The 15,192-nt window shown below is 72.6% G+C and carries 14 protein-coding genes and 1 pseudogene; 3 read left to right on the top strand and 12 right to left on the bottom strand.

Annotation, left to right across the window (positions count from 1 at the left end; translation table 11 throughout):
• Positions 1-11: 11 nt before the first annotated feature.
• From ACFYRY_RS35130 to infC, 4 genes and pseudogenes are all read right to left on the bottom strand, one after another.
• The gene (locus ACFYRY_RS35130; RefSeq protein WP_389155090.1) at positions 12-872 is read right to left on the bottom strand and encodes a TrmH family RNA methyltransferase; all 861 of its coding nucleotides are present in this window, start codon (positions 870-872) and stop codon (positions 12-14) included.
• A 183-nt stretch (positions 873-1,055) separates the two neighbouring features.
• Positions 1,056-1,439 (bottom strand): 50S ribosomal protein L20, encoded by a 384-nt coding sequence (rplT, locus tag ACFYRY_RS35125; protein WP_356771806.1) that lies wholly within the window; start codon positions 1,437-1,439, stop codon positions 1,056-1,058.
• Between the two features lie 90 nt (positions 1,440-1,529).
• Positions 1,530-1,724 carry a 50S ribosomal protein L35 gene (gene rpmI / locus ACFYRY_RS35120; protein WP_356771804.1) on the bottom strand — a complete coding sequence of 65 codons (195 nt, stop codon included), beginning with the start codon at positions 1,722-1,724 and terminating at the stop codon, positions 1,530-1,532.
• A 110-nt stretch (positions 1,725-1,834) separates the two neighbouring features.
• Positions 1,835-2,534: pseudogene (gene infC, locus ACFYRY_RS35115) on the bottom strand (translation initiation factor IF-3).
• Positions 2,535-2,872: 338 nt separating this feature from the next.
• Between infC and ACFYRY_RS35110 the strand changes: the two are divergent.
• Entirely contained in the window at positions 2,873-3,247 is a 375-nt protein-coding gene (locus ACFYRY_RS35110; RefSeq protein WP_356771802.1) for a DUF1844 domain-containing protein, read from the top strand.
• 103 nt (positions 3,248-3,350) lie between these two features.
• On the opposite strand, the gene ACFYRY_RS35105 is transcribed toward ACFYRY_RS35110, so the two are convergent.
• Positions 3,351-4,082 carry an SseB family protein gene (locus ACFYRY_RS35105; protein WP_389155086.1) on the bottom strand — a complete coding sequence of 244 codons (732 nt, stop codon included), beginning with the start codon at positions 4,080-4,082 and terminating at the stop codon, positions 3,351-3,353.
• A 150-nt stretch (positions 4,083-4,232) separates the two neighbouring features.
• Between ACFYRY_RS35105 and ACFYRY_RS35100 the strand changes: the two genes are divergently transcribed.
• Positions 4,233-5,309 (top strand): serine hydrolase, encoded by a 1,077-nt coding sequence (locus tag ACFYRY_RS35100; protein ID WP_389155083.1) that lies wholly within the window; start codon positions 4,233-4,235, stop codon positions 5,307-5,309.
• A 4-nt stretch (positions 5,310-5,313) separates the two neighbouring features.
• Here ACFYRY_RS35100 and ACFYRY_RS35095 read toward each other — a convergent pair whose 3' ends face one another.
• Genes ACFYRY_RS35095 through ACFYRY_RS35085 form a run of 3 tightly spaced genes read right to left on the bottom strand, consistent with a single transcriptional unit; the run spans position 5,314 to position 7,786 of the window.
• Positions 5,314-5,691: a VOC family protein gene (locus ACFYRY_RS35095; protein WP_389155605.1), complete on the bottom strand. Its 378-nt coding sequence runs from the start codon at positions 5,689-5,691 to the stop codon at positions 5,314-5,316.
• Complete coding sequence (gene mycP / locus ACFYRY_RS35090; RefSeq protein WP_389155080.1) at positions 5,688-6,938, bottom strand: type VII secretion-associated serine protease mycosin; 1,251 nt, start codon at positions 6,936-6,938, stop codon at positions 5,688-5,690. Before mycP ends, ACFYRY_RS35095 begins: the two co-directional genes overlap by 4 nt.
• Positions 6,935-7,786: a hypothetical protein gene (locus ACFYRY_RS35085; protein WP_389155077.1), complete on the bottom strand. Its 852-nt coding sequence runs from the start codon at positions 7,784-7,786 to the stop codon at positions 6,935-6,937. Before ACFYRY_RS35085 ends, mycP begins: the two co-directional genes overlap by 4 nt.
• Before the next feature lie 1,707 nt (positions 7,787-9,493).
• Between ACFYRY_RS35085 and ACFYRY_RS35080 the strand changes: the two genes are divergently transcribed.
• Positions 9,494-10,696 carry an amino acid deaminase/aldolase gene (locus tag ACFYRY_RS35080; RefSeq protein ID WP_389155075.1) on the top strand — a complete coding sequence of 401 codons (1,203 nt, stop codon included), beginning with the start codon at positions 9,494-9,496 and terminating at the stop codon, positions 10,694-10,696.
• 15 nt (positions 10,697-10,711) lie between these two features.
• Here ACFYRY_RS35080 and ACFYRY_RS35075 read toward each other — a convergent pair whose 3' ends face one another.
• Genes ACFYRY_RS35075 through ACFYRY_RS35060 form a run of 4 tightly spaced genes read right to left on the bottom strand, consistent with a single transcriptional unit; the run spans position 10,712 to position 15,179 of the window.
• Positions 10,712-11,614, bottom strand: coding sequence for a DUF2510 domain-containing protein (locus ACFYRY_RS35075; protein WP_389155602.1), 903 nt, complete (start codon positions 11,612-11,614; stop codon positions 10,712-10,714).
• A 26-nt stretch (positions 11,615-11,640) separates the two neighbouring features.
• Positions 11,641-12,423, bottom strand: coding sequence for a 3-oxoacyl-ACP reductase (locus ACFYRY_RS35070; protein WP_389155072.1), 783 nt, complete (start codon positions 12,421-12,423; stop codon positions 11,641-11,643).
• Positions 12,420-13,799, bottom strand: a complete 1,380-nt coding sequence (locus ACFYRY_RS35065; protein WP_389155069.1) for an aldehyde dehydrogenase family protein — start codon at positions 13,797-13,799, stop codon at positions 12,420-12,422. Before ACFYRY_RS35065 ends, ACFYRY_RS35070 begins: the two co-directional genes overlap by 4 nt.
• A gap of 9 nt (positions 13,800-13,808) precedes the next feature.
• Complete coding sequence (locus ACFYRY_RS35060; RefSeq protein WP_389155066.1) at positions 13,809-15,179, bottom strand: glutamine synthetase family protein; 1,371 nt, start codon at positions 15,177-15,179, stop codon at positions 13,809-13,811.
• Positions 15,180-15,192: the final 13 nt, after the last annotated feature.

Here is a 15,192-nt window from a genome sequence, read left to right as displayed (position 1 = left end):
TGGTCACCCTACTAGCTCTCGGTGACCGTACGGCACCCTCCGGAGGCGCGCTGTGCACGGGCTGACGCATAGAGACATACGGCGGCCGCGGTGGCGAGGTTCAGACTCTCGGCCTTCCCGTGGATCGGGACGCGCACCACGGCGTCCGCGAGCGCGCGGGTCTCCTGCGGCAGCCCCCAGGCCTCGTTCCCGAACACCCAGGCGGTCGGCCCGCGCATGGTTCCCCGGTCCAGTTCGTCGTCGAGGTCGTCGGTCCCGGCACCGTCGGCGGCGAGGATGCGCACACCGGCGTCCTTGAGCCCGGCGACGGCCTGCTCTACGGGCACACCGACGGCGACCGGAAGGTGGAACAGCGACCCGACGGACGCCCGTACGGTCTTGGGGTTGTACAGGTCGACGGAGGCGTCGGTGAGGACGACGGCCTCGGCGCCCGCGGCGTCCGCGCACCGCAGCACGGTCCCGGCGTTCCCGGGGTCCCGCACGTGGGCGAGCACGGCGACGAGCTTGGGCCGGGCCCGCAGCACGTCCTCGAAGGGCGTGTCGAGGAACCGGCAGATGCCGACGAGGCCCTGCGGGGTGACGGTGGTCGAGATGTCGGCGATGACGTCGTCGGCGGCGAGATGGACCCGGGCGCCGGCGGTCCGGGCCGCACCGATGATGTCCGCGTACCGCTCCGCGGCCTCGACGGTGGCGAACAGATCAGTGAGGGTGCCGCTGCCGCCGTTGCGATGCGCCGCCGCCTCCCGCACGGCCTGCGGCCCCTCCGCGAGGAACAGCCGCTCCTTGCCCCGGAAGTTCCGCCTGGCCAGCCGCCGGGCGGCCAAGACTCGGGAGGAACGGGGGGAGATCAGCTCGGGGGCGGTGGGGGGCATGTTCAGCATCACCTTCAGTACAGGGCCTTCAGGGCGCGGGGCTCTGACATGAGCGGCTCCGCGGCGGGGCGCGACCAGCCCACGACAGCCCGCACCCGAACGACGGCCATCACGTCAGAAGCAAAGAACCCGCAGGTCAGAAACCTGCGGGTCCATTCGCGTCGGCCTGAAGCCAGCGCAGCGTCACGCGGCCTTCGGCGCGTTCACGTCCGACGGCAGCGCCTTCTGGGCAACCTCAACGAGCGCGGCGAACGCACCGGCGTCGTTCACGGCGAGCTCAGCCAGGATCTTGCGGTCGACCTCGATGTTCGCGGCGTTCAGACCCTGGATGAAGCGGTTGTAGGTGATGCCGTTGGCGCGGGCAGCGGCGTTGATGCGCTGGATCCACAGCCGACGGAAGTCACCCTTGCGCTTCTTGCGGTCGTTGTAGTTGTAGACCAGCGAGTGGGTGACCTGCTCCTTGGCCTTGCGGTACAGGCGCGAACGCTGACCGCGGTAGCCGGAGGCCTGCTCGAGGATCGCCCGGCGCTTCTTGTGGGCGTTGACTGCCCGCTTGACGCGTGCCACTTGTTAACTCCTTGTAGCTGGGTCACGAGGGTGACCCGAGAACGGCTTGGTCCCGGTTATCGGCTGCGCCCTGCCCACGCAGGGCGCGCACTACATCCCGAGGAGCTTCTTCGCCTTGGCGGCATCGCCCGGCGCCAGCTCGACGGTGCCGGCCAGCTTGCGGGTCAGCGTCGAGGGCTTGTGCTCCAGGTAGTGGCGGCGGCCCGCGCGCTGGCGGAGCACCTTGCCCGAGCCGGTCACCCGAAAGCGCTTCTTGGCACCGCTGTGCGTCTTGTTCTTCGGCATGGCGCCGTTCTCTCCTCGTCGGTGGCGCTCCGATGCCCGGTCACGAAAACCGGGCACGGTGGAGCGTCGCTTGTGTATCGGTTACGTCCTGGGGACTCGCGTCCCTGGGATCACGCGTCGGCGGAAGCCTCGGCAGGGGCCTCGGCGTCTTCCACGACGTGGTCGATCTCCACGTCGTCGGACTCCGCGGCGTTCTGCGACTTGCCGGGGTTGGCCTTCGCTTCTGCCTTACGGGCTTCCTGCGCCTGGCGAGCCTCGGCCATCGCCTCGGTCTTCTTCTTGTGCGGACCGAGAACCATGATCATGTTCCGGCCGTCCTGCTTCGGGTTCGACTCGACGAAACCGAGGTCCTGGACGTCTTCCGCGAGACGCTGCAGCAGTCGGTAGCCCAGCTCGGGCCGGGACTGCTCGCGACCACGGAACATGATCGTGATCTTGACCTTGTCGCCCTGCTTGAGGAACCGAACGACGTGACCCTTCTTGGTGTCATAGTCGTGCGGGTCGATCTTCGGCCGGAGCTTCATCTCCTTGATGACCGTGTGCGCCTGGTTCTTGCGCGCCTCACGGGCCTTCATGGCCGACTCGTACTTGAACTTCCCGTAGTCCATGAGCTTGCACACGGGCGGACGGGCGTTCGCCGCGACCTCGACCAGGTCCAGGTCGTACTCCTGCGCAAGCTCCAGTGCCTTGGCCAGGGGGACGATGCCCACCTGCTCGCCACTGGGACCGACAAGTCGCACCTCGGGAACGCGAATCCGGTCGTTGATGCGGGGCTCGGCGCTGATGGATCCTCCTCGGTTAGCACCACACGGCGGTCTGGCGGACAGCCGCGTATGTCTCTTCTAGACAGACCTAACCGCGCCGAAGCAACAAAAATGCCCCGGGACGATCACAGGCGGGGCTCCAAGCACTACCGGAGCACCGCCGCGGTGATGCCGCGGGGCGCACATTCGGGCGACTCCATCGTCCGTACGGAACGATGGTGGCCGCCTGACCGGGGTGACCCGCCGTCCCGGGGGACGGTCAGGTGGGAGATCGGAGCCTCCACTTGTGGGCCGGGCAATGCTGTCCGGCCGGTCGTCACATAAGGTTAGCAGCTGCCCGGGGGTGGTGCGAACCGTCGTACACCGGCCTCTATCGTGTGGGGCATGAGTGACACCCCTGCTGAGTTCGCCGAGTCCGCCGCGGGCCCCGACTTCGACGAGATGACCCGCGACATCGCCGAGGTCCCCGCCGTCGAGGTGATCGTGACGGTCGCCGTCAACCTGATGAGCGCCGCCGCCGTGAAGCTCGGCCTGACTGAGGAGGGCGACAAGTACAAGGACCTCGATGAGGCCCGCAAGCTGATCCACGCCCTCGCCGGTCTGCTCGACGCGAGCGCGACCGAGATCAGCTCCTTCCACGCGGCGCCGCTGCGGGACGGCCTGAAGTCGCTCCAGCTGGCGTTCCGCGAGGCCTCCCTCGTCCGGGACGAGCCGGGCCAGGGGCCGGGCGAGAAGTACACCGGCCCGATCTACGGCTAGTCCGTCCAACGGCTGGTCCGTCCTACGGCCAGTCCGTCCCTGCGGCCGGTAGGTCCTCCGCCCGCTCCGCTCCGTTCCACAACCGGTCCGCTCTACGGCGGACTCATCCGCGTACGTACAAGGGCTCGCCCGGTGGCGTCGCCCCGGCCGGCAGCAGTGCCAGGTCGAGGCCGCGCACCAGGCGGGCCCTGAGCGTCTGGTCGGCGGCCAGCCGCTCGGCGACCGCGCGGGCGGCCTTGGCCGGGGGTGCGGACGCGTCCAGGACGAGGGCGAGGGTGCCGTCGGCTTGTCCGGGACCGAGGTGGGCGCGGAGCACGCCCGGCTCGGCGGCCACCGCGGTCCGTACCGCGTCGCGCACCGCCGGATCGGCGAGCGGGTCGGCCGTCGTACGGCCCTCGGCGAGCGCGAGCAGCGCGGGCCCGGTCAGCTCGTACGGCACCGGCCCGGCCAGATCGAGCACGAGTGTGTCGGCCTTCTCGTGCGCGGCTGCCTGGAGGGCCTGGTGCAGGGGTACGGCGACGGGGCGGGCCTCGGGGTCCCAGCGGGCCAGCGACTCGGTGGACGTGAAGGCGGGCAGGGCGGTGCGGTGGCCGGCCTTCAACGTCGGTACGGCCATGTCGCTGGTCTTCTCGCGGCGCAGCCCCTTCTCGTCCTCCTCCACCTCGCCGAGCACGGCCACGACGGGGACGAGCAGCCGGGCGTCCCTGAGCGCCTCCAGGACGGGCCCCTCGGCGCCGTGGTCGTCGGCCCAGGCCGCCAGCGCCGCGCTCAGCCGAGGGTCGGCCGTGCCGTCGTCGTCGGAGAAGCCGGGGTCGGGAATGTTCTTGTTCGCCACGGTCACCGACCCTATCGGGGGGATGCTGCTGGGCTTGTGCGGGTCCGGAAACCTGCCGGTGACCGCTTTCACGGGATTCTCAGAATTCCCTGACACACATCTAACCTCCGGCCAACACCACGCACAGTCGACGCCTCCAGCATCGCGGGCATGGAGTCCTCCAGAGCCGCGCGACGTCACCGCTCCCGCCCCTCGATGCGGCGCCCGCCGCTGTACACCGCGCTCGCCTGCGTCGCGCTCGTCGGCGTCACGGCCGCGGGCACGGTGTATGTGAAGGCGGGGGCGCACCCCGCTACGGGCGTCGTATCGTCGACGGAGGCGGCGTCGGCCTCGTCGACGGCGCCGGGTCCGACCGCGGCTTCGGCCTCGGCCTCGGCCTCGGACGAGGGGTCGCAGGAGGGGGAGGCATCGGTGGAACCCGTGGCGGAGCCGACGGTGGATCACGACGCCCTGCTGGCCACCGCCATGAAGGCGGTGAGCGTGGCGGACACCGCGACGGTGTCGGTGGCGGTGCTGGACCTGGATTCCGGCGTGAGCGCCACATACGGCGACGAGGCCTTCGACACGGCGAGCATCGTCAAGGTCGACATCCTCGCGACGCTGCTGCTCCAGGCGCAGGACGCGGGCACGCGTCTCACCGCGCGGGAGAAGTCGTACGCAACGGCGATGATCGAGGACAGCGACAACGACGCGGCGTCGGCGCTGTGGCGGGACATCGGCCGGGCGGACGGGCTGAACGCCGCGAACGAACGGTTCGGACTCACCGGCACACAGGGCGGCGAGGGGCCGCTGTGGGGGCTCACGCAGACCACGGCCGCCGACCAACTCACCTTGCTCCAGCAGGTGTTCGGGGCGGACTCGGAGCTGAGCGAGGCCTCGCGGACGTATCTGCGGGGGCTGATGGGGCGGATAGCCGCCGATCAGCGCTGGGGGGTGTCGGTGGTGGCCGACGGTTCCGCGTGGGCGCTGAAGAACGGCTGGCTGCCGCGTGGCACCACCGGTCTGTGGGACATCAACAGCATCGGGCGGGTGACCGTGGACGGGCAGGGCTGTCTGGTGGCCGTGCTGTCGAAGGGCAACGCGACGAAGGCGCGGGGGATTTCGCTGGTCGAGGCGGCGGCGAAGGCGGCGGTGTCGGTGTTCACGGCCGCCGGGGCGTCCGGTTCCTCGGCCGCGGCGTCGTCGGCTTCCTCGGCCTCGGCCGCAGCGGTGTCGTCGGCGCGGTGACCGGTCAGTGGCGGACCAGGCAGAAAGGATGCCCTGCCGGGTCCGCGTAGACGCGCCAACTCCGGTTGTCGGAGTCCGCGTCGAGCAGGGTCGCGCCCGCGGCCAGCACCTCCTCCTGCGCCCGGTCGGGGTCCGGGACGGCGAAGTCCAGGTGGAACTGCTGGGGCCGGGCGGGGTCCGGCCACTGGGGGGCCTGGTGGTCGGTCACCCGTTGGAAGGCGAGCACCAGACCCGAGGCCGTGTGCAGGGTGGCCCAGTCGTCGCCGACCGCCCACCGCCGGTCCGGCCGGTTGACGGTCCCGCCGAGCAACGTCCGGTAGAACTCGGCCAGTCGTGCGGGCTCGGGGCAGTCCAGCACCACGCACTGGAGGTCGGCGATCAGGTCCAGCCGTCCTTGGACTCGTAGTCGTCCACGGGGCGCGGTTCCCGGCGGCGGCCGCGCCACAGGACCACCGCGCCGGCCAGCAGCAGGACCCCGGCGCCGCCCGCGAGGGGAGCCGCCCAGCCGGCCGGGCCGTCGCCGTCGTCGGCGCTGTCCGGGCCGGAGCCGAAGTACGTGTCGCCGTACGCGGCTGACTTGAGGCCCTCCGGTTTGAGGCGGGCGGCCTCGGCGAGGGCGGCGGCCGGGTCGACGAAGCCGAAGCCCCGAGAGTCGTCGCGGCCTCCGGCCGGGGCGTTGCGCGCCGTGTCCTCCAGGAGCTTCTTGATCTGGGCGGGGGTCAGATCGGGGTCGGCGGACCTGATCAGCGCGACCGCGCCGGAGACGAAGGCGGAGGCGGCGCTGGTGCCCCAGCCCTCGTAGTACTTGTGGTCGGGGTCGGCGATGACGACGTCGACGCCGGGGGCGCTGACGGTGGCGTACCAGCGTCGGGTGGAGAAGGAGGCCCGGGTGCCGAAGCGGTCGACGGCGGTCGCGGCGATCACGCCCGGGTAGGCGGCGGGGTAGGAGATGTGGTCGCCCTTCGCGCCGCCGTTGCCCGCGGAGGCGACGACGACGGAACCCTTCTTCAGGGCGTACTGGACGGCCTCGTCCTCGGTGGGTTCGGGGTGTGCGGAGGCGGAGTCGTCGCCGAGGGAGAGGTTGATGACGTCGGCGCCCTGGTCGGCGGCCCAGCGGATGCCTTCGGCGAGGGCGTTGCCGCGGGTGCTGCGGGCCTGGGCGCGGGCGGGGTCCTTGTCCTCGAGGATCACCCGGACCGGGAGGATCTTCGCCTCGGGGGCGATGCCCATGACGCCGTCGGCGTTGTCGGTGCCGTGTCCGTGGCCGGCGATGATCCCGGCCATCGAGGTGCCGTGGCGGGCCCAGGCGCGGTCGCCGTCCTTCGCGCCGAAGCCGATCATGTCCTTTCCGGTCAGGACGTTGCCGACGAGGTCGGGGTGGTCGGCCTCCACGCCGGTGTCCAGGACGGCGACGGTGACGCCGGCGCCCTTCGTGGTGCGCCAGGCCTGCTCGGTGTGCATGGCGCTGAGGGCCCACTGCTCGGCGCGGATGCTGTCGGCGTGCGCGGCGGTGGGCGGCACAAGGGCGACGGAGGCGGTGAGGAGGACGCTCAGCAGGCCGGCCCGGCGGGTCCTGACGCTCACTCCGCCTGCCGGGTTCACACGGCTCTTGCGGCTCACGCGGCTCATGAGGGCGGCTCCGTGGGTGAGCTGACGGTTTTGCGCAGGCCCCGTTCGACGCGGTCGGCGAGGCCTTGCGCCTCGTTGCCGAGGCCGGCCTGGGCGGGGGCGGTGGTGGCGCCCGAGGTCATGGCCTGTGCGGCGGGCTGCGGGTCGTCCACGGTACGGCCGTCGGCCCAGCCGGAGACGGCGTACACGACGACGGGGGCGTCGGTGAGGACGGACATGGTCCAGGAGGCCCGCTGTTCGGTGCCGAAGCGGGCGGCGACGGTGCCCTGGGCGGCGTACGGGTGGGGCATGAGGTCGGTGCGGTCGGCGAGGTCCTGGTTCTTGAACGCCTTCGCGAGGGCGCTCATCGCGGTGGCGTCGCCCTCGGTGAAGAGGAGGCCGACGGTGGTGACGTAGCTCTGGGTGGCGTCGGTGTAGGTGGCGCGCAGCAGCCGCTGGCAGCCGACGGGGGCGAGCGCCTTGCTCAGCAGGGGGTCGAAGGCGTTGTCGCAGTCGGTGTCCGGGGCGACGGCGACGCGCGTCCAGGTGCGGTCGGCACCGCCGGGTCCGGCGCCCTTGCCCTCCAGGGTGGGCGGGAACAAGTGGTCCACCGGAATGCTGTGCCACAGCCCGCCGGCCGCGGCGAAGCTGTCCCGCGTCCCGCTCTGTCCCGAGTCCCCGACCAGCCAACTCCCGGTCACGGCACCGCCGATGAGTCCCAGGCCGAGCACCACGCACGCCGCGGCGGCGGCGACCCGCGGCCGGACCCACGTCGGGAGCGCCCGCGGGCGTGGCCGCTCGCGGTACCCCTCGGGCTCCGCGAACGACACGATGGGCCGCCCCGCGCCAGGGGTGCCACCGGGGTTCATGGGCGCGCTCCAGGAGAGCGCGGGATCCGGCTCCCGGCGGGGCGCGTCGGTTACCTCGGGCGAGGACGTGCGCGCGTCGCCGCCGAGGGTCGGGGGTGCCGACGGGGGCTGCGGAGGGATCCGGAAGCCGGTCGACGTCGACGGGGAGCGCGAACCGTTCTCAGGGCCGACGGGCGTGGAGGACGGTGGCGTGGAGGACGGTTGGGGGCGGCTCCGGGGTCTGGGGGGCGTGGGCTGTACGTACGGGGCAGTCCTGGGTGCGGGGGGCGTCGCGAACGGCCTGTCCGTGGCGCTGTCGGTGCCGGGGGCGCCCGGCGTCTTCCGGGGTCGGCGGGGCGGGAAGACGGGGCGGGCGGGCGTGGGCGGGGCGCTCGGGCGAGCGCCGGGCTGCGCGGCGGAGCCGGGGTCGCGGTCACGGTCGCGGTCGGTCACGGCATCCGTGCGGGCGCCGGGCCGAGCCCCGGGAATCGCGGAGCCGGGGCGGTGATCGGCCAGGGAATCGGGGCGGGCGCCGGGCCGTGATGCCGACGTGGCCGAACCGGGGCGCGAGTCGGGCCGCTGGGGCCCGCCGGAGGTGGCGGACCCGGGCGCCTGCGAGCCGGCCGCCCGGCCTCCCCGTGACCCCGCCCCTTGGGCACGCGGGTCCGAGTCCGGCCTCGGGCGCGGCTGTGCGGGGGACGGGGGGACGGGGTTGAGGCGGAACGTCGTCTCCGACGCGGTCTCGGCGGGTGCCGAAAGGCGGAACGGCCGGACCGGAGGCCGATGGCTCGGGCGGGCCGGTATGGGGTCCGACGCCGGGGTCCCGGACGTCGGTCGGGGCGGCAGGTGTCCCGCCGAGGGCGGGCCTCCGCTCGGCCGGGGCGGCACGCGGTCGGTCGTCGGTGGTGTGTCGGGGAAGCGGGACGAGGCCTTGGGCGGGGGCGGCGGGGCGGCGGAGGCTCCGTCGGTCCCGAAGGCCGGTGTCCGCAGGTTCGGGGTGCGGGGGCCGGTGCGCCGCGCGGAGGACGCGCGGCTGGTCTCGTCCACGTCGGAGCCGCTGTCACGGCGAGCGGACACGCCTCCCCCGGAACCGGCGCCACGTCGACCGGCCGCCCCGGAACCAGGCCCGTGATCACTCTCGCCGAACACACCCCGCACCGCGTCCGCCGAGGACGCGGAACCCGTTCCCGACGCGTCCGGCGTCGAAGGCCCGGCACCGACCGGCCCGGAGCCGCCGATGGGCGCCGCTGCGCTCACCGGCGTCGAGCGCCCCCCGAATACGCTCCCGTTCCCCGGGGGCGAGCCGTCAGCGGACTCGGGAGCGGCGTCCCCGCCGGTCCCTGATCCCGTTCGTGAACCGGGCTTCGACGGACCGCTCTCCCCGGTCCCCGCCGTCGGCGGCTGGGGCGGGCGTGGGGGGATGGGGGCGCGCCGCGCTTCCGTGCTCATGCACCCCCCGTTTCCTCGCGCCCGGCCGTCTCCACGCGCACGGGCCGTTGTCACCGTCGGCCGGGCCCGGCGTGGACTCGGCCGTCCCGGGCACCCATACCCGCATCGACGGACCGGCATCCCGGCGCGGACGTGCGGCCGAAGACGGAGCGGTCCTCCGTGCGTGCGCGTCACTCTACGGGTTGTCGGCGGGCGAACGGGAACCAGTCCGCGCCCCCCGCGGCATCTGCCCGGAACATCCCCCTACCCTGCGGTAATCCTGTCTGGCAGGCTGCGTTCATGACTGCGCGCGCCGCCGACCGGGCCCGTTACGACCGGGCCACCGCCCATCTCGACGCCCCTCTCGCGATCGTTGACCTGGACGCCTTCGACTCCAACGCGGACGACCTCGTCCGCCGAGCCGACGGCAAGCCGGTCCGGGTCGCCAGCAAGTCCGTACGCTGCCGGGCCCTGCTTGACCGCGTGCTGGCGCGGGACGGCTTCGCGGGCCTCATGTCCTTCACCCTCGCCGAGTCCCTGTGGCTGGCCCGGAGTGGATTCGACGACGTCCTGCTCGCCTACCCCTCCGCCGACCGCGCCGGGTTCGCCGAACTGGCCGGCGACCCCAAGCTCGCCGCCGCCGTGACCGTGATGGTCGACGATCCCGCGCAGCTCGCGCTGATCGACGAGGCCCGCGGCGGCGGACGCGAAGTCATCCGTGTCTGCCTGGAGTTGGACACCGCGCTGAAGCTCCTCGGCGGCCGGATACGGGTCGGCGCCCGCCGCTCCCCGCTGCGCTCCCCGGCCCAGGTCGCCGACATGGCCCGCGCCGTGGCCAGACGGCCGGGTTTCAAGGTCGTGGGCATCATGGCGTACGAGGGGCACATCGCCGGTGTCGGGGACGCCGTCGCGGGACGGCCGCTGCGCTCGCGTGCGATACGGCTGATGCAGGCCACCGCGCGCCGGGAACTCGCCGAGCGGCGCGCGGCGGTGGTGCGCGCGGTACGGGCCGTCGTGCCGGACCTGGAGTTCGTCAACGGCGGCGGCACGGGCAGTGTGCAGCACACCGCCGCGGAGGACGCGGTCACCGAGATCGCCGCGGGGTCGGGACTGTACGTACCGCGGCTGTTCGACAACTACACGTCGTTCAGCGGGCGCCCGGCCGCGCTCTTCGCCCAGCCCGTGGTCCGGCGTCCGGGTGTCGGGGTCGTGACCGTCCTGGGCGGCGGTTACCCCGCCTCGGGCGCGCCCGGACCCGACCGGCTGCCGGTGCCGTATCTGCCGGAGGGGCTGAAGTACGACCCCCAGGAAGGGCCCGGCGAGGTGCAGACGCCGCTGCTCGGCTCCCCCGCCGACGACCTCCTCGTCGGCGACAAGGTGTGGTTCCGGCACGCCAAGGCCGGCGAGCTGTGCGAGCGGTTCGACGCGCTGCACCTGATCGAGGGGGACACGGTGACGGCGACGGTCCCGACGTATCGCGGGGAGGGCCAGACGTTCCTCTAGTGCCACGGCACGGCACTAGCTCGACGGCCCGAGGCTGCTGCCCACGCCGCCGCCCGTGCTCGCGTCGCCGATCGACCGGATCCCCTTGGTGATCCGGTCCATGTCGGCGAGCGGGGGTCCGTCCGGGCCCGCGTCGAAGACGAACCGTACGAGGACGGGCGACTCGCTGCCGACGCTGGAGGGGAAGACCAGCGACTGCACATAGCCGCCGGGGCCGTCGGCCGTCCGCACCCGCCAGCGCACGAAGTACCCGGCGCGGCCCGCCACCGCGACCTGCCCGGACCCGGCCTTCTGGTGCGAGGTGATGCCGCCGTAGGGGCGGCGGTCCAGGGAGTCGCGGTCGTAGGCCGTGTCGGCCGCCTTCGAGATGTCCGCCAGGGCGAGGGCCTTCGGGGAGCGCACGTCGTTCTCGGTGACCGTGCGGGTCAGGACCAGGCCGTGCCGGCACAGGCCGACACCGGCCGGGCAGTCGTACGTCCCGTCGTCCGTCGTCATGACGACGTCGTCCTCGGCGACGTTCTCCGGCCTGGTCCAGCCGTCGCGCAACGGCAGGGTAATGCCGTTGAGCTGGTCCACCACGACGGCCGGGTCGTCGGCGGACGGCGTGGAGGAGGCCGGTGGGGGGTTTTCGCCCGCCGGTTCCGAGGTGGGGGACACCGGCGTCGGCGCGGCGTTCACGTCGGTACCGGCCCCGCCGTTCTCGCGGAGCACGAACGCCCCGGTGACGATCGCGGCGACCAGGACGACCCCTGCGGTGCCCAGGGCGAGGGCCTTGGCCCGACCGGAGGTCCCGTCGGCCGCCCGCGGCTGCCCCGGGGTCTGCGGGGAGCGCCGGTGGTCGGTCCACGTGGCCCCGTCCCACCAGCGCTCCAGATGCGGGGCCGAGGGGTCGGGGTACCAGCCGGGCGGAGGCGTCATGCTCATTCCGGAACTGTAGGACGCGCCTACAGGGGGGTGACGTACGCCCCCGAGATCCCGCCGTCCACCAGGAAGTCGGTGGCGTTCACGAAGGAGGAGTCGTCGCTGGCCAGGAAGGCGACGGCGGCGGCGATCTCCTCGGCCTCGGCGAACCGGCCGACGGGGATGTGGACCAGGCGGCGGGCGGCCCGCTCGGGGTCCTTGGCGAACAGTTCCTGGAGCAGGGGGGTGTTGACCGGGCCGGGGCAGAGCGCGTTGACCCGGATGCCCTCCCGCGCGAACTGCACGCCCAGTTCACGGGACATGGCCAGGACACCGCCCTTGGACGCGGTGTACGAGATCTGCGAGGTCGCCGCGCCCATCCGGGCCACGAAGGACGCGGTGTTGATGATGGAGCCCTTGCCCTGGCGCCGCATGTAGGGGATCGCGGCCTTGCAGCACAGGTAGACGGAGGTCAGGTTGACCTCCTGGACGCGCTTCCAGGCCTCCAGGCCGGTTTCCAGGATGGAGTCGTCGTCGGGCGGGGAGATACCGGCGTTGTTGAAGGCGATGTCGACGCTGCCGTAGGTGTCGTATGCCGTCTTGAAAAGGGCCTCGACCTGTTCGGGGTCGGTGACGTCGACCTTCACGAAGATCCCGCCGACGTCGTCGGCGGCCGCCTTGCCACGGACTTCGTCGACGTCGCCGCAGACGACGTGGGCGCCCTCGGAGGCGAGCCGGCGCGCGGCGGCGAGGCCGATGCCGCTGCCGGCTCCGGTGATGACGGCGGTGCGGCCGACGAGCCGCCGGCACATGTTCTGCGATGTCACGGTGTGGAGCCCTCCGTACTGATGAAGACGTTCTTGGTTTCGGTGAAGGCGGTCAGCGCGTCCGGGCCGAGTTCACGGCCGATGCCGGACTGCTTGAAGCCGCCGAAGGGCGTCCAGTAGCGGACGCTGGAGTGGGAGTTGACGGACAGGTTGCCCGCCCGGACCGCCTGGGAGACACGCAGGGCGCGGCCGACGTCCCGGGTCCACAGGGAGCCGGAGAGGCCGTAGTCGGTGGCGTTGGCGAGGGCCACGGCCTCCGCCTCGTCCTCGAAGGGCAGGACCACCGCGACCGGGCCGAAGACCTCCTCGACGGCCACCCGGGCGTGCGGGTCGACGCCGGTCAGGAGGGTGGGCGGGAACCAGAAGCCGGGGCCTTCGGGGGCCTTGCCGCGAAGGCCGGGGGCGTCCGGGTCGACGTAGGAACGCACGCGGTCCCGTTGGGCCTTGGAGATCAGGGGGCCCATCTGGGTCTGCTCGTCGGCCGGGTCACCGACGCGGACCGACTCGATCCCGGGCGCGAGGAGGTCCAGGAAGCGGTCGTAGGCGGAGCGCTGGACGAGGATGCGGGTGCGGGCACAGCAGTCCTGGCCGCAGTTGTCGAGGAAGGCCATGGGTGCGGCGGCCGCCGCGGCTTCGAGGTCGGCGTCCGCGAAGACGATGTTGGGGCTCTTGCCGCCGAGTTCGAGGGTGACCGGCTTGAGCAGCGCGGCCCCCTTCGACGCCACCTTTCGGCCCACCGCGGTCGACCCGGTGAAGACGATCTTCGCCACGCCGGGGTGTTCGACGAGCGCGTTGCCGGTGACGGCGCCGTGGCCGGGCAGTACCTGGAAGAGGCCCTCCGGCAGGCCCGACTCCAGGGCGAGTTCGGCCAGCCGCAGGGCGGTCAGGGGGGTCGTCTCGGCGGGCTTGAGGATCACCGCGTTGCCCGCCGCGAGCGCCGGTGCCGTGCCCCAGGCCGCGATCGGCATCGGGAAGTTCCAGGGCGCGATGACGCCGACCACGCCCAGCGGTTCGAGGATGGTGACGTCGAGACCGCCGGGCACCGGGATCTGGCGCCCGGTCAGCCGCTCCACTCCCCCTGCCGCGTAGTCGAGCAGGTCGCGGACGTTGCCCGCCTCCGAGCGGGCGTTGCCGACGGTGTGTCCGGCCTCCCGGACCTCCAACTGGGCGAGTTCCTCCAGGTGTTCGTCCACGGCGACGGCGAACCGGCGCAGCAGCCGGGCCCGGTCGCCGGGCGCGAGGGCGGCCCAGCCGGTCTGTGCCCTGGTGGCGCGTACGACGGCGGTGTCCACGTCGGCGGCGGTGGCGGCCGGGACGGTCGCGACCACCTCCTCGGTGGCCGGGTTGAGGACCTGCAGCTCAAGCTCGTGCGACACGGAAGAACCTCACATGCGTTCGAAGGAGCGGCGCAGCTCCCAGTCGGTCACCGCGGCGTCGAAGGCGTCCAGTTCGACGCGTGCCATGTTGCGGTAGTGGGCGACGACCTCGTCGCCGAAGGCGGCCTTGGCGATCGGGCTGTGCTCCCAGAGTTCGGCGGCCTCGCGGAGGGTGCTGGGGACGTGCGCGTAGTCGCCGGCGTAGGCGTTCCCGGTGCAGACCTCGGGCAGCTCCAGTTTCTGCTCGATGCCGTACAGGCCCGCCGCCACCAGCCCGGCCACCGCGAGGTGCGGGTTGACGTCGCCGCCGGGAAGCCGGTTCTCGAAGCGCAGGGAACGGCCGTGGCCCACGACCCGCAGGGCACAGGTGCGGTTGTCGTAGCCCCAGGCGACGGCGGTCGGGGCGAAGGAGCCCGGCTGGAACCTCTTGTACGAGTTGATGTTGGGGGCGTAGAGGAGCGAGAAGTCCCGCAGCGCGGCCAGCTGACCGGCGAGGAAGTACCGCATCACCTCCGACATGCCGCCCTCGTCCTGGTCGGAGCCGACCATGGCGTTGGCGCCGGCCGGGTCCGTGAGCGAGAGGTGGATGTGACAGGAGTTGCCCTCGCGCTCGTTGTATTTGGCCATGAAGGTGAGGGAGACGCCCTCCTGGGCGGCGATCTCCTTGGCGCCGGTCTTGTAGATGGCGTGCTGGTCGCAGGTGACCAGGGCCTCGTCGTAGCGGAAGGCGATCTCGTGCTGGCCGGGATTGCACTCGCCCTTGGCGGACTCGACGGTGAGGCCGGCGGCGGCCATCTCGTTGCGGATGCGGCGCAGCAGGGGTTCGACCCGGCCGGTCCCCAGCACCGAGTAGTCGATGTTGTACTGGTTGGCTGGCGTCAGCCCTCGGTAGTTCGCGTCCCAGGCCTGCTCGTAGCTGTCCTTGAAGACGATGAACTCCAGCTCGGTGCCGACCTGCGCGGTGAGGCCGTGCTCGGCGAGACGCTCCAGCTGGCGGCGCAGGATCTGGCGGGGGGCGGCGACCACCGGGGAGCCGTCGTTCCAGGCGAGGTCGGCGATCAGCATCGCCGTACCGGCGTTCCAGGGCACGCGGCGGAGCGTGGACAGGTCCGGGTGCATCGCGAAGTCGCCGTAGCCCCGGTCCCAGGAGGACATGGCGTACCCGTCGACGGTGTTCATCTCGGTGTCGACGGCGAGGAGGTAGTTGCAGCCCTCGGTGCCGTGGTGGAGGACCTCGTCGAGGAAGAAACGGGCGGCGAACCGCTTGCCCTGGAGCCGCCCTTGCATGTCGGGGAAGGCCAGGACGACAGTGTCGATCTCACCGCCGGCGACGAGGGCGTGCAGCTCCTCGACGCCGAGCGGGGGTGTGCGGTCTGCCACGGGAATGCCTCCT

Source organism: Streptomyces sp. NPDC005263 (assembly GCF_042872365.1).
Lineage (GTDB): Bacteria > Actinomycetota > Actinomycetes > Streptomycetales > Streptomycetaceae > Streptomyces.
Note: the sequence above shows the minus strand (reverse complement) of the source record. Positions and strands in the feature narration are given on the sequence as shown.